Annotated in this window: 23 protein-coding genes and 1 pseudogene; 9 read left to right on the top strand and 15 right to left on the bottom strand. The window is 71.4% G+C overall.

The window, feature by feature from the left end:
- Positions 1-40 precede the first annotated feature (40 nt).
- Both ACFVYA_RS07725 and ACFVYA_RS07720 read right to left on the bottom strand, forming a co-directional pair.
- Positions 41-178: a hypothetical protein gene (locus tag ACFVYA_RS07725; RefSeq protein WP_387043484.1), complete on the bottom strand. Its 138-nt coding sequence runs from the start codon at positions 176-178 to the stop codon at positions 41-43.
- Positions 179-541: 363 nt separating this feature from the next.
- Positions 542-1477: an acyl-CoA desaturase gene (locus ACFVYA_RS07720; RefSeq protein WP_387043483.1), complete on the bottom strand. Its 936-nt coding sequence runs from the start codon at positions 1475-1477 to the stop codon at positions 542-544.
- 228 nt (positions 1478-1705) lie between these two features.
- On the opposite strand from ACFVYA_RS07720, the gene ACFVYA_RS07715 reads away from it, so the two are divergent.
- Entirely contained in the window at positions 1706-2158 is a 453-nt protein-coding gene (locus ACFVYA_RS07715) for a DUF6292 family protein (protein ID WP_387043481.1), read from the top strand.
- A gap of 56 nt (positions 2159-2214) precedes the next feature.
- Here ACFVYA_RS07715 and ACFVYA_RS07710 read toward each other — a convergent pair whose 3' ends face one another.
- The 3 genes from ACFVYA_RS07710 to ACFVYA_RS07700 are packed head-to-tail and all read right to left on the bottom strand — an operon-like array spanning position 2215 to position 4199.
- Positions 2215-2679, bottom strand: coding sequence for an STAS domain-containing protein (locus tag ACFVYA_RS07710; RefSeq protein ID WP_387043479.1), 465 nt, complete (start codon positions 2677-2679; stop codon positions 2215-2217).
- Positions 2676-3032 (bottom strand): HPF/RaiA family ribosome-associated protein, encoded by a 357-nt coding sequence (locus ACFVYA_RS07705; RefSeq protein ID WP_387043477.1) that lies wholly within the window; start codon positions 3030-3032, stop codon positions 2676-2678. Before ACFVYA_RS07705 ends, ACFVYA_RS07710 begins: the two co-directional genes overlap by 4 nt.
- Before the next feature lie 18 nt (positions 3033-3050).
- Positions 3051-4199 (bottom strand): AI-2E family transporter, encoded by a 1149-nt coding sequence (locus ACFVYA_RS07700; protein WP_387043475.1) that lies wholly within the window; start codon positions 4197-4199, stop codon positions 3051-3053.
- A 164-nt stretch (positions 4200-4363) separates the two neighbouring features.
- On the opposite strand from ACFVYA_RS07700, the gene ACFVYA_RS07695 reads away from it, so the two are divergent.
- The 7 genes from ACFVYA_RS07695 (at position 4364) to ACFVYA_RS07665 (ending at position 11694) form a co-directional block, all read left to right on the top strand.
- Positions 4364-5515 (top strand): N(5)-(carboxyethyl)ornithine synthase, encoded by a 1152-nt coding sequence (locus tag ACFVYA_RS07695; protein WP_387043473.1) that lies wholly within the window; start codon positions 4364-4366, stop codon positions 5513-5515.
- Between the two features lie 151 nt (positions 5516-5666).
- Entirely contained in the window at positions 5667-6140 is a 474-nt protein-coding gene (locus tag ACFVYA_RS07690; RefSeq protein ID WP_387043471.1) for a DUF5994 family protein, read from the top strand.
- 267 nt (positions 6141-6407) lie between these two features.
- Entirely contained in the window at positions 6408-6626 is a 219-nt protein-coding gene (locus ACFVYA_RS07685) for an RGCVC family protein (RefSeq protein ID WP_387043469.1), read from the top strand.
- Positions 6623-6781 carry a DUF6307 family protein gene (locus tag ACFVYA_RS07680; RefSeq protein ID WP_285992534.1) on the top strand — a complete coding sequence of 53 codons (159 nt, stop codon included), beginning with the start codon at positions 6623-6625 and terminating at the stop codon, positions 6779-6781. Before ACFVYA_RS07685 ends, ACFVYA_RS07680 begins: the two co-directional genes overlap by 4 nt.
- A 198-nt stretch (positions 6782-6979) precedes the next feature.
- Complete coding sequence (locus tag ACFVYA_RS07675) at positions 6980-8533, top strand: UvrD-helicase domain-containing protein (protein ID WP_387043467.1); 1554 nt, start codon at positions 6980-6982, stop codon at positions 8531-8533.
- 62 nt (positions 8534-8595) lie between these two features.
- Positions 8596-9024, top strand: coding sequence for a MarR family winged helix-turn-helix transcriptional regulator (locus tag ACFVYA_RS07670; protein WP_387043465.1), 429 nt, complete (start codon positions 8596-8598; stop codon positions 9022-9024).
- 117 nt (positions 9025-9141) lie between these two features.
- Entirely contained in the window at positions 9142-11694 is a 2553-nt protein-coding gene (locus tag ACFVYA_RS07665; protein ID WP_387043463.1) for an excinuclease ABC subunit UvrA, read from the top strand.
- A gap of 24 nt (positions 11695-11718) precedes the next feature.
- Here ACFVYA_RS07665 and ACFVYA_RS07660 read toward each other — a convergent pair whose 3' ends face one another.
- From ACFVYA_RS07660 to ACFVYA_RS07620, 9 genes and pseudogenes are all read right to left on the bottom strand, one after another.
- Entirely contained in the window at positions 11719-13695 is a 1977-nt protein-coding gene (locus tag ACFVYA_RS07660; RefSeq protein ID WP_387043461.1) for a glycoside hydrolase family 32 protein, read from the bottom strand.
- Positions 13696-13710: 15 nt separating this feature from the next.
- A complete protein-coding gene (locus ACFVYA_RS07655; RefSeq protein ID WP_387043459.1) occupies positions 13711-14664 on the bottom strand; it encodes a glycosyl hydrolase family 32 in 954 nt (317 codons plus the stop codon).
- 29 nt (positions 14665-14693) lie between these two features.
- Positions 14694-15599 (bottom strand): carbohydrate ABC transporter permease, encoded by a 906-nt coding sequence (locus ACFVYA_RS07650; protein ID WP_387043457.1) that lies wholly within the window; start codon positions 15597-15599, stop codon positions 14694-14696.
- A gap of 3 nt (positions 15600-15602) precedes the next feature.
- Positions 15603-16556 (bottom strand): carbohydrate ABC transporter permease, encoded by a 954-nt coding sequence (locus ACFVYA_RS07645; RefSeq protein ID WP_387043455.1) that lies wholly within the window; start codon positions 16554-16556, stop codon positions 15603-15605.
- A 57-nt stretch (positions 16557-16613) separates the two neighbouring features.
- Positions 16614-17900, bottom strand: coding sequence for an extracellular solute-binding protein (locus ACFVYA_RS07640; RefSeq protein WP_387043453.1), 1287 nt, complete (start codon positions 17898-17900; stop codon positions 16614-16616).
- Between the two features lie 104 nt (positions 17901-18004).
- The gene (locus ACFVYA_RS07635; RefSeq protein ID WP_387043451.1) at positions 18005-19039 is read right to left on the bottom strand and encodes a LacI family DNA-binding transcriptional regulator; all 1035 of its coding nucleotides are present in this window, start codon (positions 19037-19039) and stop codon (positions 18005-18007) included.
- A 118-nt stretch (positions 19040-19157) separates the two neighbouring features.
- A complete protein-coding gene (locus ACFVYA_RS07630; protein ID WP_387043449.1) occupies positions 19158-21053 on the bottom strand; it encodes an alpha-galactosidase in 1896 nt (631 codons plus the stop codon).
- Between the two features lie 10 nt (positions 21054-21063).
- Entirely contained in the window at positions 21064-21969 is a 906-nt protein-coding gene (locus ACFVYA_RS07625; RefSeq protein WP_387043448.1) for an SDR family NAD(P)-dependent oxidoreductase, read from the bottom strand.
- 18 nt (positions 21970-21987) lie between these two features.
- Positions 21988-22502, bottom strand: a pseudogene (locus ACFVYA_RS07620) (cyclophilin-like fold protein).
- 304 nt (positions 22503-22806) lie between these two features.
- Here ACFVYA_RS07620 and ACFVYA_RS07615 point away from each other — a divergent pair.
- Entirely contained in the window at positions 22807-24735 is a 1929-nt protein-coding gene (locus tag ACFVYA_RS07615) for a glycoside hydrolase family 44 protein (protein WP_387043446.1), read from the top strand.
- A 50-nt stretch (positions 24736-24785) separates the two neighbouring features.
- Here the strand turns inward: ACFVYA_RS07615 and ACFVYA_RS07610 are convergent, their stop codons facing one another.
- On the bottom strand, positions 24786-25409 hold the full coding sequence (locus tag ACFVYA_RS07610; RefSeq protein ID WP_387043444.1) for an NADPH-dependent F420 reductase: 624 nt from the start codon (positions 25407-25409) through the stop codon (positions 24786-24788).
- Positions 25410-25431: the final 22 nt, after the last annotated feature.

Raw genomic sequence — 25431 nt, 5'->3', positions numbered from 1 at the left:
GGTCGGCCATGCCCACCATCTCCTGGTTCGTCGACTGCTTTCATGGTGAATCCCCACCGAATGCCTCGTCCAACCACAACCGCCCGGCCAGGACGGCGGAGGCGGGCAGGTCCACGTGCGCGATCAGCATCCCGGCGGCCTGGTGCACCTCCCGGTACCGCATCCCCGCGCTTTCCATGACAGCTCGCCGGGGCTCAGGTGCGCCGCGGCCTCGGCCGCGAACACCGGCCACCCCGAGGGCGGTTCCGCCGCCAGATCCGGCACCAGCACCGGGCCACCGAGCGTGTACGCCTCGAAGCACGGCCCTTCACCGAGGGAAAACTGCAGCTCCGCCTGCGCCAAGCTCACCGCGTTTCGGCAACGGCTTCCTCCCGAGTCGGCGTTCGTGGTCGCCACACCAACTCGGACACCACCAGGTCCGGATCAGCTCCGCTGTCGCGGCTGCGGGCTCCCACCCTACTCGCCGGCGCCGTGGCGGCGGGTCTTGCCGTGCTGCCCGGGTCCGCGGCGGCCGGCAGGGCGGTGGTGTGTCGGTGAGCGATCAGCGCACCGGCTTGCCGAACCCGCGGGGCGCGGGGGCGTAGCCGGGGTTGAGCTTGCGGGCCAGGTGTTCGGGCCGGGGCCAGCGGACGTCGGTGGCCCAGCCGAGCTTCTCGAACAGCCGGATCAGCCGGGCGGACATGTCGAGCTGGCCGCGGCGGACGCCGTGGCGGGCGCAGGTGGGGTCGGCGTGGTGGGAGTTGTGCCAGGACTCGCCCATCGAGGCGATGGCCAGCGGCCAGAAGTTCGCCGACTTGTCGCGGGCGGCGTAGGGCCGTTCGCCGATCATGTGGCACAGGGAGTTCACCGACCAGGTGACGTGGTGCAGCACCGCCACCCGCACCAGGCTCGCCCAGAAGAACGCGGTCAGCGCACCCCACCAGGACAGCGTCACCAACCCGCCGATCAGCGCCGGGGCGAGCAGGGTGAGCACGGTCAGCGCGGGGAACCAGCGGTCGATCCGGACGATGTCGCGGTCGGCGAGCAGGTCGGGCGCGAACCGCCGCGCGTTGGTCTTCTCCCGGTCGAACAGCCAGCCCAGGTGGGCGTGCCAGAAGCCCTTGGCGAGCGCGGCGGCGGAGGTGCCGTAGCGCCAGGGCGAGTGCGGGTCACCGTCGCGGTCGGCGTAGGCGTGGTGACGCCGGTGGTCGGCGACCCAGCCGATCACCGGGCCCTGCATCGCCATGCTGCCCGCGACCGCGAGGGCGATCCGCAGGCCGCGATGGGCTTTGAACGCCCCGTGGGTGAAGTAGCGGTGGAACCCGATCGTCACCCCGAGCCCGGTCAGGAGGTAGAACCCGGCGGTCAGGGCGACGTCGGCCCACCCGAGGCCCCAGCCCCACGCGAACGGCACCGCCGCGGCCAGCGCCAGCAACGGCACCACCGCGAACAGCTTGACCAGGAAGGTTTCGGTGCGGGACTTCTCCCCTGCGAGCATCGGCTCCGCAGCCTTCGGTGGCCGGGTCGGCGGACGATCCAGCGTGTGAGTCAATTCGATTGCTCTTTCCGTGACGTGGGAGTTCGCCAGGGTCCGGGGCGATCGACCTTCGGGTAGCCCGCCGGCGGCGGCCTAAACGCCCGGAGGAGGCGGTGGGCCCCTTGGTGCATCGGCCGGCGTGCCGTGCCCGCCCGGCACGGCGGCCGGCGGCCCTTTAGCGTGGCCGGTATGGAGCATCGCGAGCCCGAAACCCGAAACCTCGAGCGCAGCCTCGGCGAGTACGTGCGCGCGGTCGCGGCCGCGGTCGGCGTCCCGGACGAGAGCACCACGGTCGAGATCAGCGACACGGCCACGGCCTACCTCGGGCTGCCCCGGCGGTGGCTCGACCGGCCCGACCACGACGTCATGCTGGTGTGGAGCGAACGGCGCGGCTGGTGGCTCGCGGTGGAGACCGAGCCCGCCGAAGCCCCGGTGGTCCTCGCCTACCAAGGCGGGGACAACCTCGTGCCGGCCCCGGCCGCGGTCGCCCGGTTCGTCGCCGACACCGCCGCCGGGCGCCACCCCGGCCGGGAGCGTCCCGGGCCGGTGGCCGCCGCGACCCGCAGATCGCTGGCCGAGCGGCTGAGCCCCTACCTCCGCGACGCCTCCGAACCGGATTCGCCTCCGGCCGCGGGCGGCTGACCGCGTGGCACGCGGGGCGGCCCGGAACCGTCCACTCCGGAAAAGCTCCCCGGCGGTCAGCCGGTGTCCGCCGCCGACCACCGCGGTGCCGCGATGGCCGCCGCCAGCGAGGTGTGGACGACCAGGCGTTCGTCCACGCGGGTGAGCCGCAGCGGCCGCCAGGTCGCGCGCGTCGTGGCGACCAGCCGCACATCGGTGCCCGGTGTGGCCCGGCGGTGGGCGTCGAGCAGCACCGCCAGCCCGGCGGCGTTCAGGAACCGGACGAGGGACAGGTCCACGACGATCCGCCGCGGCGTCCGGCTCAGGCCCGCTTCCAGGACGTCGTGGAGCATCGGCGCCGTGCAGAGGTCGACGTCACCGTCCACGGCGACGACCAGCGTCCCACCGAACCCCTCCACGGTGATCGCCAGATCCTGGTACCGGTGGACCGGCAACCGGCGCGGGCGCGGGCGCGGGAAGTCGATGACGACGGGCGGCACGATCGGCTCGCCCGAGGCACCCCGTCCACGGTGGACGGTCATGATCCGGCACGCCCGGCCTGGTGCCGGATGGAGTCCCCGCCCTTGTGGTGGTCCATCCGCCCGTACACGCCTTCGAGCACGTTCTCCAGTTTGTGCACGGCACCCCGGCACGCCTCGGCGACCGAACCCGCGTGGTGGCTGACGGCCACCGTCCGCCGTCCGGCCGGCCGGGCCTCGAGCACGCAGCGGCGATCCAATCCGCTCTCGGCGGCGGACTCTTCGCTGAAGTGGACTTCCAGGCGCGTGATGTGGTCGCTGAACCGCGCCAACTTGGCGGCCAGCTCCCCCTCGAAGTGCCGGATCAGCTCTTCACCGCCGGGCACGGTCCGGTCCGTGCTGATCTGGATCTGCATGCCTGCCATCGTGTCCGCTCAGGTGACGGTCTGCCCAGGGTCACTCGTCCCCGGCCCGAGGGCCGAAGGAACCTTTCCCCCGGTCTCCGGCGAGGTCGTCAGGCTCCGCACGCCCGAGCTGAAGACGGCGAGCAGGGGCACGGCCAGCAGGGCGCCCACGATGCCGGCCGCGACCAGCCCGACCGCGAGGGCGAGGACCACGGCCAGAGGGTGCAGCCGGACGGCGCGCCCGAGCAGCAGTGGCTGCAGGACGTGGCTTTCGACCTGCATGACGCCGACGACGACGGCGAGCACGATGACGGCCGCCCACACGCCGTTGGCCACCAGGGCCACGAGGACGGCGATCGCGCCCGCGAGCACCGAGCCGATCACCGGGACGAACGCGCCGAGGAAGACCAGCGCGCTCAGCGGCGCCGCCAGCGGGACCCCGACGATCACCAGCCCGAGGCCGATGCCGGCGGCGTCGACGAACGCGACGGCGGCGGTGCCCCGGATGTAGTGCGCCAAGGTGGTGAACCCGCTGCGCCCGGCCACGTCGACGCGGTCGCGCAGGGGTGCCGGCACGACCCGCAGCACGAACACCCAGATCACGCGGCCCTGGGCGAGGAAGAAGATCAGGCAGAACACGACGAGCAGGGACTCGGCGAGCAGTTCGCCCACGGTCACCGCCGTGGTGAGGGCGCCCGAGGCGATCGCGGACTTGTTCCGGCCGAGCATGGCGGTCAGGTTGCCGAGCATGTCGTCGAGCTGGCGCTGGCTCAGGTGCAGCGGCCCGGTGCGCAGCCAGGCGTGCAGGTCGGTCAGGCTCGCGGTGACCTGGTCGATCAGCCCGGGCATGCCGACGGTGACGCTGATGACCACGAACGTCACCACGCCGCCGGCCAGCGCGATTCCGACGACCAGCACGATCGCGGCCGCCAGTCCGCGGGGGACCTTCCTGGCCGCCAGCCAGGAAACGGCCGGGGAGAACAGGCCCGCCAGCAGCAGGGCCACCGCGACCGGGACCAGCACCGAGGCCAGCTTGACGGCCACGAAGCCCGCGACCGTCAGGGCGCCCGCGACGATCAGCGCGCGCCAGCCGACGGCGGCCGCGAGCCGGAGCCCGTAGGGCACCGCGGACAGCACCTCGTCGGGGGATTCGCGGCCCACCGGCCGATCGGCTGTCATGAGCGTCCGCCTTTCCGTCGCCCGGTGCCCGTCCCGGCCAGGACGTGACCGGCTCCAGCGTGCCCCGGAAGTCTGCACGCCGCCGAGCGGCGGACGGCCGACCCCCGTGGGCGGAGCCGCGTGTTCACCGTGTGTTTAGACTGGGGTCTAGCAAAGGGGCCCCCGTGCACCAGCTCACCCTCGGCGTCATCGCGCATCCGCGAAAAGCGGGCGAACGCCGGCTGCCGATCCACCCACGCCACGTCGAACGAATCGACGCCGGCCTGCGTGCCCGCATCCACCTCGAACACGGCTACGGCGAAGACTTCGGCGTCCCCGACGCACAGCTGGCCGGCCTCGTCGCCGGGCTGCGCACGCGGGAACAGCTCATCGCCGAGTGCGACATCATCCTGCTGGCCAAGCCGCTTCCGAGGGACGTCGCGGACCTGCGGCCGGGTCAGGTGCTGTGGGGCTGGCCGCACTGCGTCCAGGACCGCGAGCTCACGCAGACGGCCATCGACAGCCGGTTGACCCTGATCGCCTTCGAAGCGATGAACCACTGGCACCGCGACGGCTCGTTCGGCCTGCACGTCTTCCACAAGAACAACGAACTGGCCGGCTACTCCTCGGTGCTGCACGCCCTGCAGGTGATCGGCTCGACCGGCGACTACGGCCGGCGGCTGCGGGCGGCGGTGATCGGCTTCGGGGCGACGGCCCGGGGCGCGGTGACCGCGCTCAACGCGCACGGCGTGCACGACGTGGACGTGCTCACCGGCCGCGACGTCCCGGCGGTCGGCTCGCCGATCCACTCCGCGACGATGGTGCAGTTCGAGCACGACGTGAACAACCCCGGCGACCCCCGCCGCAGCCACGCACTGACCGACCGCGGCCGGGTGCCCCTGGCGGGATTTCTCGCCGAGCACGACGTCGTCGTCAACTGCGTCCTGCAGGACACCGCCGCGCCGTTGACGTTCCTGCTGGAGGAGGACCTCGCCGCGTTCGCGCCCGGCAGCCTCATCGTCGACGTCTCCTGCGACGAAGGCATGGGCTTCAGCTGGGCTCGCCCGACCACGTTCGCCGACCCGGCGTTCGTGGTCGGTGACGGCATCACGTACTACGCCGTCGACCACAGCCCCTCCTACCTGTGGAACTCGGCCACGTGGGAGATCAGCGAGGCCCTGCTCCCGTTCCTGGAGACGGTACTCGGCGGACCGTCCGCGTGGGACGGTGACGAAACCGTCCGCCGGGCCATCGAGATCCGCGACGGCGTCGTCCGGAACCCCGCCGTCCTGGCCTTCCAGCACCGCGTGGCGGAATACCCGCACCTCGTGGAGTAGGCGACCGCGGCCGGACGTGGCGCGGGAGGTGAACACCGGCCGTGTACGCTGGGTGTTGACCGAGAGCATTTCGTGTGCGAGTGATCGAACCTGCGCCGTCCTCGGCCCCAAGTCCGGCCGATCGTCCACAGCCGGAGACGGGAGCACCGACATGCCGTCGGGCCCGAGCACCACCCTTGCCACTCAATCGGTCACCGAGCCCCGGCTACGGCTGAAACCGGCGGCCCCCGCCACCGGACACGTCGACGGCGGGTGGTGGCCCCGGTCCCGCGGGCTGGCCGCCGAACTGCCCGCGCTGCTCGCAGCGGTGGCCGCCCGGCTGGGCCGCATCGACCGGGTCACCTACCACCTCGGCGACTGGCCGGACCCGCCCCGCCGCGTCACCTTCGACGGCAGCGGCGTCCGGCTCGAGGGTTTCCGGTCGCAGGCCGCCGGCAGCTTGACGGTGATCGGCTGGAACCGGCACCGGACGACCCTGCTGGTCGTTCCCCCGGAAACCGGCCCCGACGCCGCCCAGCGGGCCCTCACGACCGCCGCGGACCCGGACGACACCCACGACAGCGCGCACCTGCTGACCGCCGCCGAGCACGTGAAGGCCACCAGCGGCGCACCACTGACCTCCTGAACCGCGCCGCCCACCGGCGGCACCCACGAAAGGACTCCCGATCAGTACTCCCACCCTCGACACATCGCTGTTCAGCCACCCCGTCGCCGAGCAACCCCGGCCCGGCGCGCTCACCGCCGTCCAGGACGACCGGTACGGGAGCCTGTTCCGCCAGCCGGTGTACACCCCGGAACCGCCGGCCGACGGCGGGACAGCACCCGGCCGGCGCCAGGGCCCCGGTGCGGCGGGCACCTGGGCACACGACCCGTCCGGACGCCGCACCCGCCGATGACACCGGAGCGGGCGTCGGCTTCCGCCGTCCTGACACCGAGCGGCGCCACCGAGACCGGCGGCACGGCCGCGGCGGCGTGCGCGGCCTGCCGGCACGCGCAGCACACCCATGATCCGATCGCACGCCGTTTCTGCACGGCGACCGTGGCGGGTGGGTTCAACCGCGGATGCGTTTGCGTCGGCGGGAATGACCAATCTGAGAAGGAAACAGCATGACCACGGAAACCGCCTTTGCCTCCCGGTACGACCTGCGTGTCAAACTGGTGCGAGACGTCCTGAAAGAGAACACGAAATTGTCGGACACCGCCTGCCGGACCCTCGCCGTGCAGCTACTGAACACCATGGACACGATTCCCGAACAAGTGCGGTGAACGACCACCGCCCACCGGGATCCTCGGGGTCCGGGCAGGGCGGTTTTTTCGTCCCGGCGCAACTGGGCGACCGGGGCCGGGTATCCACCGTGGGAAGCAGCGCGAACACACGTACGGCCGGAATGGCGGTACGAACCCGCTGGATCGGCGTGTAATCGTTCGATCAGCCGCCTGCCGCTTCCCCCGGGAGGAGACCCGATGCCCGCGCGCCCGCCGACGTCCGAACAACGGGCCGCGGTCGACGCCTTCCGCGCCGGCTGGCACCTGGTGCTGCAGGCCGGCGCGGGCACCGGGAAGACGAGCACCCTGACGATGCTGGGCGCGAGCACCCGCCGCCGCGGCCGGTACCTGGCGTTCAACAAGGCCATCGCGACCGAGGCCCGCCGCCTGTTCGGCCCCAACGTGGCGTGCTCGACCGCGCACAGCCTCGCGTTCAAAGCGATCGGGCACCGCTACCACGAGCGGCTCAACCACCCGCGGATGGCCACCGCGAAACTGGCGCAGTCGCTGGGTATCACCATGGAAGCGACGATCGGCGAGCGGAAGCTGACCCGCGCCGCGCTGTGCTACGCCGCCCAGCGCACGGTGATCCTCTACTGCTACTCCGCTGACGAGACCCTCGCCCGGCAGCACGTGCCCTGGCTGAAGGGCATCGGCGAGGAGCACCTGCACGACCAGCTCACGGAGCTCGTGCTGCCCTACGCCCAGCGGATGTGGGCGGACCTGCAGAACCCCGAGCGCGGGCGGGTGCCGTTCAAGCACGACCACTACCTGAAGATGTGGGCCCTGACCCGGCCGCGACTCCACGGCGACTTCTTCCTGCTCGACGAGGCCCAGGACACCAACCCGGTCGTCGAGCAGGTGTTCCTCGCCCAGGGCGAGCACGCCCAGCTGGTCATGGTCGGCGACTCCGCGCAGGCCATCTACGGCTGGCGTGGCGCGCGCGACGTCATGACCGGCTTCACGGGTCGCCGGCTGGCGTTGTCCCACTCGTTCCGGTTCGGGGAGGGCGTGGCCGCCGAGGCGAACCGGTGGCTGGCCATCGCCGGTGCGCCGATCCGCCTCACCTGCTCTCCCGTGGTGGCCAGCAGGGTGGGCACCGTCGAGCAGCCGGACGCCATCCTGTGCCGCACCAACGGCGGCGCGATGGCCGAGATCCTCACCCTGCTCGGCAAGGGCCGCCGGGTCGCGCTCGCCGGCCGCGCCGCCGTTCTCCAGGGTCTGGCCGAGGCCGCGCGCGACCTGCAGGCCGGCCGCCGGACCGTCCACCCCGAGCTGCTGCTGTTCGCCACCTGGGGCGAAGTCCAGGACTACGCGGAATGGGACCCGGACGGTCGCGACCTGCTGTCGTTCGTGGAGGTCATCGACGAACACGGCGCGGACGTCGTGCTGCACACCCTCTCCCGGCTGGCCGCCGAAACCCACGCCGACGTCGTGGTCTCGACCGCCCACGCCGCGAAAGGCCGTGAATGGTCGAGCGTCCGCATCGCCGACGACTTCCCGGAGCCCGTCGACCCGGAGAACACCGACCTCAACGGCGAGCCGATCCCGGGCAAGATCGAGCCCGGCGAAGCCCGGCTCGCCTACGTGGCTGTCACGCGGGCCCGGCACCGCCTCGACCTCGGCGGCCTGGCCTGGATCAACCAGCACCCCGACGGCAACCCGGGCTCGGAGCAACGGCACGGCCGGGCGGCCGGCCGGCACGTGGGGAACGTGCTCGCGGCCCGCGAGAGCCACGACGCCCGCGGCTGACGCCGGCGCCCGGCCGAACTACCATCACGACTCCACGGAAGATACTTCGGCGGAAGCGAAGCATGGTCGACTTGAAGCTGGTGTTCCACGAGCTGGTCAAGTTCCAGATCGAGCTGTGGGACGCGATCGACGCGCGGCTGCGGTCCGAATGCGACCTCCAGCTCACCTGGTTCGAAGTCATGCGGCTGCTCGCCCGGCTTCCGGAGGCGCGCGTGCAGGACATCGCGGCGGAGTTCTCCATCACGGTCGGCGGCACCAGCAAGGTCGTCGACCGGCTCGAGGCGGCCGGCCTGTGCCGGCGGCGCCCGAACCCCACCGACCGGCGATCCTCGGTCATCGAGCTGACCGCGAAAGGGCGGCGCCTGCTGGGCAAAGCCACCGTGATCTTCGAAGACGAACTGCAGGTCCGGCTGGGCGACGTGCTCCCCGAACGATCCCTCGAGCAGCTCCGCCAGACCCTCACCACACTGCGCCGCGCCGGGCGCTCCTGAACTCGGCCCCCGCGTCTTCGGCGAAGGTCCGGGGACGCGCGGCTGTGTTACGCTGCGAACCATACGCATTCCATGGAAGCTAATTCCGCAGAACTGACTTTTGCCCGAGGAGAGCCCGTGCCCGGCGACGCCGTGAACCCCGGTGCCAGGCCACGCACCGATCCGATGGCCATCGAGGTGCGCGGCGCACGGGTGCACAACCTCAAGGACGTCGACGTATCGGTGCCTTTGCGGCAGATGGTCGCCATCGTGGGTGTGTCGGGCTCGGGGAAGTCGTCGCTCGCGCTCGGGGTCCTGTACGCGGAGGGGTCGCGGCGGTACGTGGAAGCACTCTCGACCTACACCCGACGGCGGCTGTCCCAGACCGCCCGGGCGACCGTGGACAGTGTCGAGCACGTCCCGGCCGCGCTGGCCTTGCGGCAGCGGCCCGGCGTTCCCGGGGTCAGGTCGACGTTCGGCACTTCGACGGAACTGCTGAACGTGCTGCGCCTGATGTTCTCCCGGCTGGGATCGCACCGGTGCCCGAACGGGCACTACCAGGCTCCGACCATCGACGTGGCGCTCGGCCTGACTCTGACGTGCCCCGAATGCGGGGTGGAGTTCGCTCCCCCGGGCGCGGAGTCGATGGCGTTCAACTCCGACGGAGCGTGCCCGCACTGCACCGGCACGGGCGTGGTGCGGGAGGTCGACGAGGCCACTTTGGTCCCCGACCCGGCCCGGTCGATCAGCGACGGCGCCGTGGCCCCGTGGTCGATGTTCGGGTTGACCGTGATGCCGCAGGTGGTCGCCGAGTTCGGCGTCCGCACGGACGTGCCGTACGCCGAACTCACCGACCGCGAGCGGGACATCGTGCTGCACGGCCCGGAGGAGAAGCGGCACATCAGCGTGCCGTCGAAGAACGGGAAGCTGTTCGAGCTGAACTTCACCTACCGCAACGCCCGGCAAGCCGTGCTGGAAGCGCTGGACAACGCCACCAGCGAACGGGGCCTGGGCCGCATAAACAAGTTCCTCAGCGTCCAGGTGTGCCCCACCTGTGACGGCACCCGGCTCAGCGAGGAAGTCCGCGCCACCCTGGTCGACGGCGTCAACCTCGCCGAAGCCACGGCGATGACCCTGGACGAGGTCCTCGCCTGGGCCCCGGGCGTCGTCCCCACCTTGCCCGCGGCCATGACGCAGATGGCGGACACCATCGTCGCCGAGCTCCTGGAGAACGCCCGGCGCCTGGTCGAACTGGGTCTCGGCTACCTCGGTCTCGACCGGGCGAGCTCGACCCTGTCCACCGGCGAGCGGCAGCGCATCCAGCTCGCGCGCGCCGTCCGCAACCGCACCACCGGCGTGCTGTACGTCCTGGACGAGCCGTCCGTCGGGTTGCACCCGTCGAACGTGGTCGGACTGCTCGGCGTCGTCCGGGACCTGCTGGCCGACGGCAACTCCGTCGTGGTCGTCGACCACGACATCCAGGTCGTGCGCGAAGCGGACTGGGTGATCGAAATCGGCCCCGGCTCGGGAGCCGACGGCGGCCGGGTCGTCACCACCGGCGACGTCGCGGCGATCGGCAAGGACCCGGCCTCGCTCCTGGGCGGCTTCCTCGACGGCCGAGAACCGGTCGTGATCCGGGACCGGGCCGCCCACGACCAGGTCTTCGCCCTCGGGACCGTGCGGCTCTCGACCGGCCCCCGCCACACCGTGCACGCCCTCGACCTCGAACTGCCGGCCGGGCGGCTCACCGCCGTCACCGGGGTGTCCGGGTCGGGCAAGACCACGCTCGTGCTCGACAGCCTGGTCCCGGCCCTCGTGGCGCACACGACCGGGAACGCGCTGCCGTCCCACGTCCGCGCACTGGACGCGGCCGGCCTCACCCGCGTGAACGTCGTCGACGCCACCCCGATCGGCGTCAACGTGCGCTCGACCGTGGCGACCTACAGCGGCGTCCTCGACGACCTTCGCCGCGCCTACGCCCAGACTCCCGAGGCGCGCGAACTCGGCCTCACGGCCGGCGACTTCTCGTACAACACCGGCTCCCTCAAGTGCCCGCGCTGCGAAGGCACCGGACAGGTCTCCCTCGACGTCCAGTTCCTCCCCGACGTCGACATCGTCTGCCCCGAGTGCGACGGCTCCCGGTACGCGCCGGAAGCCGGCGCGGTCCGGCGCACCCCGCCGGACGGCGCCACCGGCGACGCCCTCACCCTGCCCGAAGTGCTCGCGCTGACCGTCGCGCAAGCCGTGGACCGGATCGGCGACCTCCGCCGCGTCCGCACGCGCCTGCAGGCACTCGCCGACCTCGGCCTCGGCTACCTGACGCTCGGCGAAGCCACCCCCGCCCTCTCGGGTGGCGAAGCGCAACGGCTCAAGCTCGCCTCCGAACTCCACCGCGACCAGTCCGGCGCCCTCTTCGTCTTCGACGAGCCCAGTGTCGGCCTGCACCCGCTGGACGTGCGGACCCTGCTCGCGGTCCTGGAGCGCCTGACCGGCAACGGCGCGACCGTCGTCGTCATCGAACACGACCTCGACATGATCGCCAACGCCGACCACGTCATCGACATGGGCCCCGGCGGAGGCGCCGCCGGGGGTGAGATCGTCGCGGCCGGCCCGCCCGACGAGATCGCCGGCACCGCCGGCAACATCACCGGCCGTTACCTCCGGGAACACCTCACCCGGGCCGCCCGTTGAAGCCACGCCACGGCGGCGATCCGCTCAGTCGCTCAGCAGCAGCTGGTCGACCATGAGGTGTCCCCACGCGCCGGTCGCCTGGTCGGCCACCTGAACCTGGGCGCTCTGCCCCGCGAGGTCACCGATGTCCCAGTCGACCGGCTTCAGCACTCCCGTGTCGTCCCCGGTCGCGGTACGGACGACCTGGCCGTTGACGACGAGGTCGATCGAGGTCCGGCCGGCCGAGCCGGGTGGGTGGTGGCCGCCGGCGATCAGGAACCGCAGGTGGTTGCGGTCGAGGGTGAACGGCGGTGAGGTGATCGTGCCGGTGGCCGGGTCGCCGCCACCGGCGAAGGTGTCCAGGACCGCGTTGCCGACCATGCCGGGCAGGTACCCGGCCGACGGGCCGGTGCCGGCGAAGCTGCCGGTGGTCGTCCAGCCGGGGTCGTAGGAGCTGCCTTCGAACCCGGAGACGACGTGCGCCGGGCGCTGAGACAGGTCGGGGAATTCGGTGATCGTCGTGTTGGCGAAGGTGGCGCTGCCGCCGGTGGCGTAGAGGTTGATGCCGGTGTCGGCGGGGTCGGCGAACACCTCGCTGGAGTGCACGTACCGGCCGTCGTCGACGAACACCTCGATGGTGGTCCGGTCGACCAGGATCCGCAGGTGCGCGCTGGTCTTCGCCGGGTTCCACGGCGCGTGGCTCTCCCCTCGCACCCCGGACGTGTCGGGCGAACCGGTCTGGCGCCGGTTCAGGTAGCTGTAGTCGTGGTAGATCCCGGTGTCCGCGTGCCGGGTCCCGTCGGCCGAGGCCCGCAGCTGCAGGCCGATGTTCTCCAGCCGGGTCCAGCTGACGTCGGTGTCGAGCTGGTAGGCCGTGCCGTGGTAAGCCAGCGGCACCAGGCCGTCGTCGACCCGGATGGTGCCGAGGTTCATCACCGAGCTCGCGTGGGAAGCCAACGCCGGGGTCGGCTGCGAGGCCAGGGCGTAGCCGTCCGCGTAGTGCTTGAGCGTGATCCGGCGGACGATGGAGTCGGTGCCGTTGAAGCCGTCGGAGGCCCACGTGGGTGTGGTGTCCGGGTAGGCCCAGTTGTTCATCCAGGCCATGCCGAACCGCCGGTCCGCCGGCGCGGCGGGGTCTTCCCAGGTGACACCGGCGTACCAGTCGAAGCCGTGGTCGAGCCACTGCGGCGTGGCCGCGTCGGCCGTGAAGCCGTTCCCGTCGAAGGATCCGATCCAATACGCGTAGGTGCCCGGTGTCCCACCGGCGCTCACACCCAATACCCAGTGCGTGGTGCCGTCGTCGGCGCGGATCGGGTACAGGTCCGGGCACTCGAGCGTGCCCGTGGTGCCCACGAAGTCCGACTGCCACGTCCACGCTTTGAGGTCCGGTGAGGTGAAGAACCCGATCCGGTCGCCTTCGGTGATCGCCGCGACCCACCGGCCGCGGGCGGCGTCCCGGATCACCTTCGGGTCCCGGAAGTCGCGGCGGCCGCCGTTCGGGATCACCGGCGTGTCGCCGTAGGGCCGGAACGTCCGGCCGCCGTCGATCGAGTACCACAGGAACTGCGCCTGCGGCCCGGAGCCGTTCGCGATCTGCGCCGGGGTCGGGTGGTCCATCTGCGTCACCAGCTGGACCACCGCGCCGGCACCGAAACCGGCCGTGTTCGCGGTGTCGACGACCGCGGAACCCGACCACAGGTCGTGGTTCGCGTTGGTCTTCTTCGGTGCGGCGATGCCCTGGTCGGCGAAGGCGACGCCGTCGGTCGTCGTCGCCAGCCGCCAGGCCGTGCCGACCTCACTCGGGTAGTCGGCGTTGTAGAGGTAGTAGTAGTTGAACTCGCCGTTGACGTACACCGGCCGCTGGGGGTCGTTCTTCCAGTGGTCGGGCACCGTGAAGTGGTACTGCGCGCGGTAAGTGGCCGCCGCCGAAGCGGGGGGTGCGCCGGTCAGGCCCACAGCCGCCGTCGCCGCCACGAGGGCGGCGGCGGACAGCAGGCGAAGGCCGCTCGTCGTTGAGCGCATGGGACCTCCAGGAATTCAGGAATCGAGCACACTGAGCCGTTTGCCGTCCCACGCCACCGGCATGGGATCGCCGATGGCGCCGACGAAGCCGTGTTCGCCGCGGTGGTGGAACGCGAGCAGCACCCACCGGCCGTCGGACCGGCGGCGGATCAGGCGGCCGCTGTAGAACCGGTCGTCGGTGACGGGTTCGGCGGCCGCGATGTCGAACGGCCCGAGCGGGCCGCCGGCCGGGGCGGCCCAGATCCCGCCGGTCGTGCCGGTGGCCCGGCGGTCGGGCGAGGCGTGTTCGGCCAGGCAGGAGAACAGCAGGACCGCCCGGCCGTCCACCACCTCGGCCTGCAGCACCTCCAGCTGCCCGAACCCGCGCGGCCCGGGCGCCGTCAGCGGCGGGCGCAGCTGCCAGTGCCGCAGGTCCGCGGAGACGGCGTGGCCGACCACGCCGCGTTCGAACGGCTCGCCGGTACCGGCACGCGCGGTGATGAGCATGTGCCAGCCGTCGCCGTCCGGGTCGGCGAACACCCACGGGTCGCGGAACGCCTCGTCGTGCCAGGCGGCGTCCAGCGTCTCGTACCAGCGGGGATCCGCGGCGAGGACCGGGTTCTCCGGAGCCCGTTGCCACGTCACGAGGTCCGGCGAAGTGGCGTAACCGATCCGCTGGACGTTCTTGCCGCCGGGGGCGCGGGTGGCGCCGGTGTAGAAGAGGAACCACGTGCCGTCCGGGTGCCGCACCACCGAACCGGTCCAGGTCGCCAGGTCGTCGAACGCCGGGGCGTCCGCGCGGACCAGTGCGTCCTCGATCCGGGTCCAGTGCACCAGATCGGCCGAGACGGCGTGGCCGATCGAGGCGCGGTAGTGGCGGGCTTCGGGGTCGTGCAGGGCGCGGGAGGCGTAGAGGAAGAACAGGTGGTAGCGGTCGCCGTCGTCGGCGAACCAGAAGTCCCAGACCCAGGAGTCGGGCAGCGAAAACATGCGAGCCTTTCGAGAAGCCGGGGAGGGTGTCATTCCTTGACGCCGCTGGCCGCGACGCTGCTGACGAACGCGCGCTGGAAGGCGAGGAACACCACGAGGACCGGCAGGGTGATCATCGACGTGTAGGCCATGACCTCGCCCCAGGCGGTGTTGTCCTGGAAGAAGTACTGCATGCCGACCATGACCGGCCGCAGCTTCTCGTCCTGGACGACCATGCTCGGCCACAGGTACTGGTTCCAGGCCGGCAGGAACGTCAGGATCGCGACGGTGGCGAACGCCGGCCCCGACAGCGGCACCGCGATCCTGCGGTAGATGGTGAACCAGCCGGCGCCGTCGATCCGCGCCGCCTCGTCGAGTGCGGTCGGGATGGTCGAGAAGTACTGGGTGAAGAGGAAGATCGAGAAGCCGTTGGCGATGAACGGGATGATCTGCACCTGGTAGGTGTCCAGCCACCCGAAGTCGTACACGATCCGGCCGTTCTGGAACAGCAGGGTCGGCAGCTGCGAGACCCAGTAGACCATCGGCACCGCGATGGTCTCGAACGGCACGATCAGCGTGGCGATGATGACGCTCAGCACCACCCCGCGGCCGGTCCAGCGCAGCCGGGAGATCGCGAACCCGGCCATCGAGTTCACCACCAGTCCGGCGGCCACGATCACCACCGTGACGAGGACCGAGTTGAGCAGGAACCGCCCGACCGGCACCCGGTCGAACACGGCGGAGTAGTTGTCGAAACTGATGTCGCCCAGCGGCAGGAACGCCCGCCAACCGCCGACGTCGGACAGGATCCGGCCGTCGGGTTTCAGGCTGGAGACGAACATGAACACCAGCGGGAACAGGAAGAAGACCGCGAGTCCGACGAGGACCAGGTAGGTCCAGACGCGCCGGCGGCGGCGCAGCACCCGCTCGTCGGTATGTCCTTTGTGGATGGCCATGGTTCAGTCCTTGTCCCGGGTCAGGAAGCGCTGGACCAGCGCGACGACGAGCACCAGCACGAAGAACACGAGCGACAGGGCCGAGCCGTAGCCGATCTGCTGCTGGTGGTAGCCCATCCGGACGGCGTGGTAGACCAGCGTCGAGGTGGCGTCCACCGGGCCGCCCTGGGTCATCACGTCGATCTGCACGAACAGCCCGAGCGCGGCGATGGTGATGGTGATCAGCACGAACACCCGGGTCGGGCGCAGGCACGGCCAGGTCACGTTGCGGAACTGCTGCCAGGTGCCCGCACCGTCGATCCGGGCCGCTTCGTACAGCTCCTGCGGGATGGTCTGCAGGCCGGACAGCCAGATCAGCATGTGGAAGCCGACCGCCTGCCAGATCGACAGCACGATGATCGCGGTCAGCGCGGTGCTCGGGTCGTTCAGCCACGCGGTGCCCTGCCAGGCGCCGAAGGTGATGGAGTCGATGAAGGAGTTGATCAGCCCGTCCGGCTGGTACATGAACTTCCACAGGATCGACACCACGACGATCGAGGTCACGACCGGGATGAAGAAGACGACCCGGAACGCCACCGCGCCGCGGATCTTCCGGTTCACCAGGATGGCCAGCAGCAGCCCGAACCCGGCCTGCACCGGCACCACCACGGCGGCGAAACAGAACGTGTTGACCAGCGAGCGGAGGAACGTCGGATCCGCGGTGAAGGCGCGGACGAAGTTGTCGAGACCGGTGAAGGTGGTCGGTTCGGGCGAGACGAGCCGGGCGTTGGTGAACGACAGGACGAACCCGAGGATCACCGGGACGATCAGGAACGCCAGCAGCAACACCACGGCCGGGGCGGCCATGGCCCAGCCCGCGCGGCGCTGGGAACGGAGTTCGTGGCGGGTTTTTCGCCCGGTGCCGGGGTGGGGTGCCGCGCTCGCGGCGCGGGTGTCCGACGAGATGGTCGCCGTCATGGGAGGAGCCTTCCCTCTCGGCCCGCCCGGCGCCGGCGCCGGGCGGGGAGCGACGAGCTAGAAGCCGTAGCCGTTCTGGGACTTGATGTCGGTGTCGATCGCCTGCACGGCGGTGTCGAGCGCCGGCTTCACGTCGGCACCGCTCATGATGTCCTTCGCCGCCTTCTCGAAGGTCGAGGAGATCACCGGGTAGCCGGGGGTGGCCGGGCGGGCGAGGGCGAACTTCTGCGACAGCACGGCGAACGGGTGCAGCGGAGCGGTGTCGCCGAAGTACTTCGACGCGGCCGCGGCCGCCGTGGTGCTCGGGATGACCACCTGGCTGTCGGCGAAGGCGGTCAGGTACTTGTCCTGGAAGCTGAACTTCAGGTACGCGCGGGCGCCTTCGGTGTTCTTGCAGCCGGCGGAAATGCCCCACTGCCACGAACCGCCACCGATCTTCGGGCCCTTGCCGAAGTCCACCGGCGGCAGGATCAGCAGGTCGTTGCCCACGCTTTCGAGCGCATCCTTGGCGTTCCACACGCCGGTGTAGCTGAGCGCGACCTTGTTGTCGATGAAGCGCTGGTTGCCGACCGGGCCCGCGTTGTCCGCCCAGCCGCTCTTGAACGCCTGCTGGAACCAGGTGAAGAACTTCACCGCGTCCGGGCCGTTCAGGACGCCGTCGGCGGATTTCATGGTGGCCCGGTCGATCAGGTCGCCGCCGGTGCTCTGCAGCATCGGCGAGTACGCGTACGACCACCACTCGCCCTTGTCGGCGGCGCCCAGGTCCAGCGGCGTGGCGTAGCCGCTCGCCTTCAGCTTGGCGACGGCGGCGTCGAACTCGTCGAGCGTCCACGGCTTCTCGACGGTCGGGATCCGGATCTGGTTCTTGTCCAGCACCGACTTCCGCGCGAAGACCGACAACGCGGCGTCCCAGTAGCCCGCCGAATAGACGGTGTCCTTGTACCGGCCGACGGTCGTGGGCAGCAGGGTCCCGATCAGGTCGTCCGGCAGTCCCAGCGGCTGCAGGTAGCCGGCCCAGGCCCAGTTCGGCATCACCGGGCCGTCCATGTCCAGCAGGCAGGGCAGCTTCCGCGACGCGGCGGCCGCGGTGATCGCGTCGTTGTAGGAACCCTGCGGGAAGTTCTGCTGGACGATCTTGTACTGGGTCTGGGACGCGTTGAAGTCGGCGATGATCCGCCGGTAGACCGCCAGCTCGCCGGGGTTGCCCGCCGAGTGCGTCCACATGGTGATTTCCCCGGGTCCGCCGGAGGACGAGGAATCCTGGCTCGCGCGGGCACAGCCGCCCAGCGCGAGCACCGCGGTCAGGCCTGCCGCTACCATGATGGTGAGAGATTTGCGTTTCACCGTGGAATCTCTTTCTCTGTTGCGGAGCGCGACCGGCCGTCGCCTCCGTGCCGGATGGCAGCGCCAACTGCCATGTGGAATGCAGTGAGAAGTGCGGTCCGCCGTCAGCCGCCGAACGCGGCAGGCGGCGGGCCCACCGAAGCCCGGCGGATGACCGGGCACGGCATCAGGTACGGGGCCGCCGGGTCCGCCGGACGCAGCCCGAGCGCGACCTCCATCGCCCAGCGGCCCATTTCGTAGTGCGGCAGCGCGATCGTCGTCAACGGCGGATCGAGCTCGGCCGCGACCAGCTGCTGGTCGTCGTAGCCGACGATCGACAGGTCATCGGGCACCGAAAGACCCCGGTGGTGCGCGGCCGCGTAGGCGCCCATCGCCATGCGGTCGTTGAAGCAGAACATCGCGGTGGGCCGTCGCCCGGCCGGCAGGTCCAGCAGCCGCCGGGCCGCGTCCCGCCCGCCGCCGGCCACCGGCTCGGCACGGGCGTGCAGGGCGGGATCCGGCTCGATCCCGGCCTCTGCCAGCACCTGCCGGTACCCCTCGTACCGCAGGGGTGACGCGACGAGCTCGAACCGCTCCTCGGCGTCCAGGAAGGCGATCCGGCGGTGCCCGGCGGCCACCAGTTCCCGCACCGCGGCCATCCCGCCCGCCCGTTCGTCCGGGACGACCGCGGCCCGGCCTCCCGCGGCCGCAGCGCAGTCGAGCAGAACGGCGTCCCCGGGCAGGCCGTCCGGCACCTCGACCACGCGGTGCCACATGCTCGCGTAGATCATGGCGTCGACCTGCTGGCCGCTCAGCGCGTTGAGCGCCTGCCGCTCGGCGTCGGCGTCCCCTTCGGTGTCGACCAGGACGACGAGATTTCCCTGCTCACGGGCCACGTCGTTGGCCCCGGCCAGCATCCGCCCGGCGAACGGCGTGCTGGCGATCGTGTCCGAGATCAGGCCGACCATGCGGGTCTGCTGCGTCCGCAGGCTCCGCGCCACCGAGTTCAGCTCGTAGCCGACCTCCTCGGCCGCCTCACGCACCCGCCGCTGGGTCTGCGGCGAAACGCGCGCCGCGTCCCGCCCGCTGAGCACCATCGACACGGTCGCCGTGGACACCCCCGCCCGGGCAGCGACGTCGGACATCCGCACTCGAGCCATCGCGGCGGTCTCCTTCCTGCCTCGGGCGTTAATCGATTAACTGGAGGTTACGGGAGTATGCAGCTCGATCGCGCACCCCGTCAAGGTCCCCGGCCGGCAGGAATTCGCCGCCGCCTCCTCAGTGCTCGGCGAGCACGTGGATCAGCTGGAGCTGTTCCGGCTGCAATGCGGGCGCCTGGAAGCCGGCCGTGGCCAGCGCGGCACCGGACAACGTCAGCGGCCGGTCCGCCCAGCCGGGGAACGCGGGCAGCCCGTGTCGCCGCTCCCGGTCCACGGCGGACAGGAACCGCACGGTGTAGCGGGTCCCGGAGGCCAGCCCGGGCAGCCGGATGCGGCCGGGCGGGGCCCAGGCTCCGGTCTGCAGCGCGACGAAGGCGAAGAGCGCTTCGGCGCGATCCTGGGCGACGACGCCGTGGAGCCAGTGCGCCGGGTCGGGGTGGTCGCCGCGGACCACGGTGCCGCTGTGCAGCAGCGGCCGGAACCGCTTGTGCAGGGCGATCCAGGCGGTGAGTTCGGCGAGTTCGGTTTCGCTCGCCGACGTCAGGTCCCACTCCATGCCGAAATGCCCGAAGAACGCGGTGCCGGCGCGGAAGTCGAGGGTGTGCGTGCGGCCGGTCGTGTGCGCCGTCGGCGCGCCGACGTGCGAGCCCAGCATTTCCGGGGGCAGCAGCAAACCGGTCCAGCGCTGGATGTGCTGCCGCTCGAGCGCGTCCCGGCAGTCGCCGGCCCAGATCCGTTCGCTCCGGGCGAGGATTTCGAGGTCGGCGCGGCCGCCACCCGACGAACAGGACTCGATCTCCAGGCCGGGGTGCTTGGCGCGGAGCTCGTCCAGCAGCCGGTAGAGGGCGCGGGTCTGGTCGTGCACCCCGGCCGTGCCGCTCGCGGTGTGCCCGGCGTCGACGAGATCGCGGTTGTGGTCCCACTTGAGGTAGCCGACGCCGTACTCGGTGACCAGCGCGTCGAGCCGTTCGAGCACGTAGGCGTAGGCGTCCGGCCGGGAGATGTCCGGCACCTGCTGGTGCCGGGCCTCGGGCGGGAGCCGCGCCTCCGGCCGGAGGATCCACTCCGGGTGCGCCCGGGCGAGATCGGAGTCCGGGTTGACCATCTCGGGCTCGACCCAGAGCCCGAACTGCATGCCGAGCGAGCGGACGTGGTCGGCGATCGGGTGCAGGCCGTCCGGCCACACCTGTTCGTCGACGAACCAGTCACCCAGTCCCGCGTGGTCGGCCCGGCGGCCGCGGAACCAGCCGTCGTCGAGCGTGAACCGTTCCGCGCCGACCCGCGCGGCGAGCCCGGCCAGCTCGCGCAGTTTCGCCGGATCGTGGTCGAAGTAGACCGCCTCCCAGGTGTTCAGGGCGATCGGCCGCGGCGAGGCGGGGTGCTCCGGCCGGCTGCGCAGGTCGGCGTGGAACCGCCCGGACAGCTCGTCCATTCCGTCGCCGTAGGACCCCAGCAGCGTCGGGCAGGCGTAGGACTCGCCCGGCGAAAGGATGATCTCGCCGGGGAGCAGGAGCTCACCGCCGGCGAGGATCGCGACACCCGCGGTGTCCCGCTCGGCGTAGGTGGTGTGGTTCCCGCTCCAGGCGGTGTGCACGCCCCAGACCTCGCCCCGGCGGAAGCCGAAGCCGGGCTCACCGGCGAGCAGCAGCAGGGTCGCGTCGAGACCGGTCCGGCCCCGGCGTCCGCTGCGGACGTGGGAGCCCACCGTGAACGGGTGCCGCTGCGGGGCGCGCTCCCGCAGGTGCCGCCCGCTGAAATCCAGCAGTTCCAGGGCGGTCACCGGGACGGGGAGCGGGTCGTCGATGCTGTTGGAGACGACCGGCGGCCGGGCCGCGCGCACCAGGTCCCCCAGTTCGGCTTCGGTGAGCCGGCCGAGATCGGCGCCCCAGTACACGACGCGGGGCAGGCGGTCGCCGGTCGCGTCCAGCACGAGGCTGGTGCCCGCGGCCGCGAGGTGGACCACGCCGGGGCTCGCCGGCTCGTCGTCGACTGCGGTGAGCGTCGTGATCAGCACGCAGTTAGTTTCAGTGCAATCCGATGATGGTGACGCTGCGGAACTCACGGCTGAAAGCGCTCTCCGGGGAGAGTAGCCGAATCCCTGCGATACCACCAAGACCCGGTGCCGCGGTCACGTACGCGCGGGACTGAAAGCGCTTGCTGGACTCAGCGGGCCACGTAGCCACCGTCGACGGGCAGGGCCACCCCGACGACGAAACCGGCCCGGGGCTGCACAGCCACAGCACGGCCTGGGCGATCTCCTCGGCCGTTCCGAGCCGGTTCATCGGCTGGCCGGCCTCGGCCTCGGCGCGGTCGAGCTCGCCCTTCGCCATCATGTCGCGGACCATCGGGGTGTCGATGGTGCCCGGGCAGACCGCGTTGATCCGGATGCCGCGCGGGGCGTACTCGAGGGCGGCGCTGGTGGTCAGGCCGATCACCCCGTGCTTGGACGCGTGGTAAGACGCCCGGCCCGGGAGACCGACGAGACCGCCGAGCGAGGAGCAGTTGACGATGGCTCCGCGGCCGTGGGAGCGCATGTGCCGCAGCTCGTGCTTCATGCAGGCCCAGACACCGCGCAGGTTGATCGCGATCACGCGCTCGAACCGCTCGGCGGGTTCGTCGGCCGCGTCGCTGGGCGGGATCTGGATGCCCGCGTTGTTGTACGCCACGTCCAGGCGGCCGAAGGCCTCGACCGTGCGGTCGACGGCGGCGGCGACCTGCTCCTCGTCGGTGACGTCGCACGGCAGCGCCAGCACGCGGTGACCGGCGGCGGTGAAGTCCTTCTCCGCGGCGTCGAGCGCGGCTTCGTCGACGTCGGTGAGGGCGACGGCGGCACCGGACCCGGCGAACGCGCGGGCGGCGGCCAGGCCCATCCCGGAGCCGGCTCCGGTGACGAAGGCGACCTGGCCGGTGAAATCGTAGGTGGGGTTCATCTCGGGCGTTCTCCAGGTTCAGGGAGCGGGTTCGATGGTGACCTGGCCGGCGGCGGCGACCACGTCGGCACCGCCGTCGGCGAGGCGGCCGAGGACGACCACGCCGCTCGCGCGGGGCGCGTCGCGGTAGTAGATCGCCAGGTTGCCCCACGGGGCGTAGAAGGCCACGTCACCGGCTTTCGGCTCGGCGCTGTCCGGGGCGCCGGCGGTCGTCAGCCGCCGGGGCAGGTCCGAGATCCGCTCCGTTCCGTGAAGTCGCTCAGGTCCAGGGTGAGGGGCAGCAGAGTGGCGAAGTCGCGCGCGCTGGGGTTGTCGTTCAGGGTCGCGTTCACGACGCGGCCGTCGACGGTGAGGCGGATGTTCACGGCGGCAGAACTCCCGGTGGTGGTGGCGGCGGGTGGTGCGGGAGCGGGTGACGGCGGCCCGGCGGCGCAGGCGGTGACGGCCAGCAGCAAAGCCGGGATCGCCCGGGCGAGGATCACCGGCCCTCCGCCACGGGCTCGGCGAAGTGCCGGCCGCCCCGGGGCACGCATGCCGGGCAACACGGCGAAGGTCGGCAAGGTACCTCCTCGGTCGGGGCTTGGATCCGGCATCCACGGAACCAGAAGCCGGCGCGACCCACGAGGTCCTCTCGGAAGGTGTACTGGCAGGGCACCCTTGAAGCCGGGCAGGGGCGCGATGAAAGTTTCATCGGCCCCCACCGCCGGCTCCACCGGACTTCCTTACCGTGCACCGGAATCCAACCCGGAACCCGGAGCAGCTTGACAGCCGCCACCTCCCCGCCACCATCCTGACGGCGCACGGAATCGTCCGCGCACGGGATCGGTGGAGGCGTCGGTGACTGTTCGGCGATGGCGGAAACGACGAGCGGTCACGGCGTCCGGCCTGACGGCGTCTCTCGTGGCGATGGCGCTCACCGGCGCGGGCACCGCGGCGGCGGACACGGGGCCCGCGCTGTCGGTCGACGTGTCCGCCGCCCGGCACGCGATCAGCCCCGACATCTACGGCCTCAATGGCGGCGATCCGGCGTTCAACGCCGAGATCGGCCAGACGGTGGCGCGCTGGGGTGGCAACGCGACCAGCCGCTACAACTTCAAGAACCACACCTACAACACCGGCAGCGACTGGTACTTCGAGAACATCGTCGCCGACGAAGCACACTCCCTCGAGGGAATGGTCGGGTCGAACCTCGGCCGCGGCATCAAGCCGGTCGTCACCGTGCCGCTGAGCGGGTGGGTGGCCAAGGACTCGCCGTCACAACATCCGTTCACCTGCGGGTTCCCGGCGACCCGGTTCCCGCGGCAGGACGGCTTCGACCAGTGGGACGCCAACTGCGGCAACGGTAAGCTCGACCAGCAGAACCTCACCGCCGTACCCACCGACAGCTCGATCCCGGTGGACACGTCGTTCGACGGCGAGATGGTGTCGCACCTGGTGGACCGGTTCGGCACGGCGGCACACGGCGGCGTGCCGATCTACGAGCTCGACAACGAGCCGGTGCTGTGGTCCAGCACGCACCGGGACGTGCACCCCGAACCGGTATCGGACGACGAGCTGGGCAACAAGGGCACCGCGGCCGCCGCGGCGATCAAGGCCGCCGACCCCGGCGCGGCGGTCCTCGGCCCGTCCGGCTGGGGCTACTGCGAATGGGTCGCGTCCGGAGTGGACGGTTGCGGGCCGGGCGCCGATTCGGCCGCGCACGGCGGGCTCAACCTGTCCCAGTGGTACCTGAAGAACATGAAGGACTACAGCGACGCCCACGGCGGCAAGCGCTACCTCGACTACTTCGACCAGCACTTCTACCCGCAGATCAGCGGCGACAAGACCCCCGAGGCCAACGCGCTGCGGCTGCGGTCCATCCGGTCGCTGTGGGACCCGTCCTACGTCGAGGAGTCCTGGATCGGCCCGAGCGGCGTCAACGCACCGCCGCTGCAGTTCATCCGCACGATGAAGTCGTGGGTCGACCGGTACAACCCCGGGACCAAGACCGCCATCACCGAGTACAACTGGGGCGCGCTGGACGACATCAACGGCGCGCTGGCGGAAGCCGACATCCTGGGTGTCTTCGGCCGTGAGGGCCTCGACCTCGCCACGATGTGGGGCGAGCCCAAGCCGACCGACCCGGGCGCCTACGCGTTCCGGATGTACCGCAACTACGACGGCGCGGGCAGCCGGTTCGGTGACGTCAGCGTGCAGTCGGCCTCCGCCGATCAGGACCGGCTCGCGGTGTACGCGGCGCAGCGGTCCGCCGACCAGGCGCTGACCGTCATGGTCGTCAACAAGACCGGCGGCGACCTGACCTCGCCGCTGTCGGTGGCCGGGTTCGACAACGCCGGTGCGGCACAGCGGTTCACCTACAGCTCGGCCGATCTGGGCGCCATCGTGCGCGGCGGCGACCTCCCGGCGGCCAATGGTCACATCGACGCGACGTACCCGGCGAACTCCATCACGCTGCTGGTCCTGCCGGCGGCCGGGTGCTCGGCGAGCCTGCACGTCAACGGCGGCTGGGACACCGGCCACGTCGCGACGGTGACCGTCACCAACGACCGGCGCACGGCGATCACCGGCTGGCGGGTCAGCTGGACCTGGCCCGGCGGCCAGCAGGTCACCAACTCGTGGAACACCACCCTGAAGCAGAACGCCGCGAGCGTGGTCGCCACCGACGCCGGGTGGAACGGCCCGATCACCGCGGGCGGCAGCACCACCTTCGGATTCCAGGCCACCGGCGGGACACCGCCGCCGGCCCTGACCTGCACCCCCACCTGAGCAAACCCGGGCGGCGGCGCCGGGCCGGCAGCAGCGGCCCGGCGCCGGGCTCAGCCGGTGAATTCGCTGACGCCGAGGGCGAAGTCCCCGTGGCCGACCCCGTTGCCGGCGAGGCCCACCGTGACCACGCCCATTCCTTCCAGCCAGTGCGCCATTTTCAGGCCGCCGACGTCCAGCGGGCGCAACCCGAGGCTCTGGACGAAGGCCGCCACGTCCGCCTTGGCCCGCGCGTCGTCGCCGGCGATGAAGACGTCGGGCCGGCCTTTCTCCAGGACCCCGCGGAAGATGGTGTTGAACGCCTTGACCACGCCGGCGCCGGCCGGGGCCACCTTGGCGACTTCCTGCGCGATCGAGGTTTCCCCGCGGTGGGCCAGTCCGTCGAACGCGGCGTTGAAGGGGTTGCTGATGTCGACGACGACCTTGCCCGCGAGGGCGTCTCCGTACTCGGCGACGACCGGAACGACCCCGTCGTACAACAGGGCCGTGATGACGATGTCCCCGGCCGGAACGGCGCCCCACGTGCCCGCCGTCGTGCCGCCGCCCAGGGTCTTGGCCAGGTCGTCGGCCTTGGCCTGATCGCGGCCCATGACCTCGACGGTGTTGCCGCCCGCCACCGCGAGCGTGCCGATGGTGCGGGCCATGTTCCCCGTACCGATGAGGGTGATGCTGCTCATGAGATGTGCTCTCTTCCTGTTT

The sequence above is a fragment of the Amycolatopsis sp. NPDC058278 genome, from assembly GCF_042881395.1.
In the GTDB taxonomy this organism is placed as follows: Bacteria; Actinomycetota; Actinomycetes; order Mycobacteriales; family Pseudonocardiaceae; genus Amycolatopsis.
Note: the sequence above shows the minus strand (reverse complement) of the source record. Positions and strands in the feature narration are given on the sequence as shown.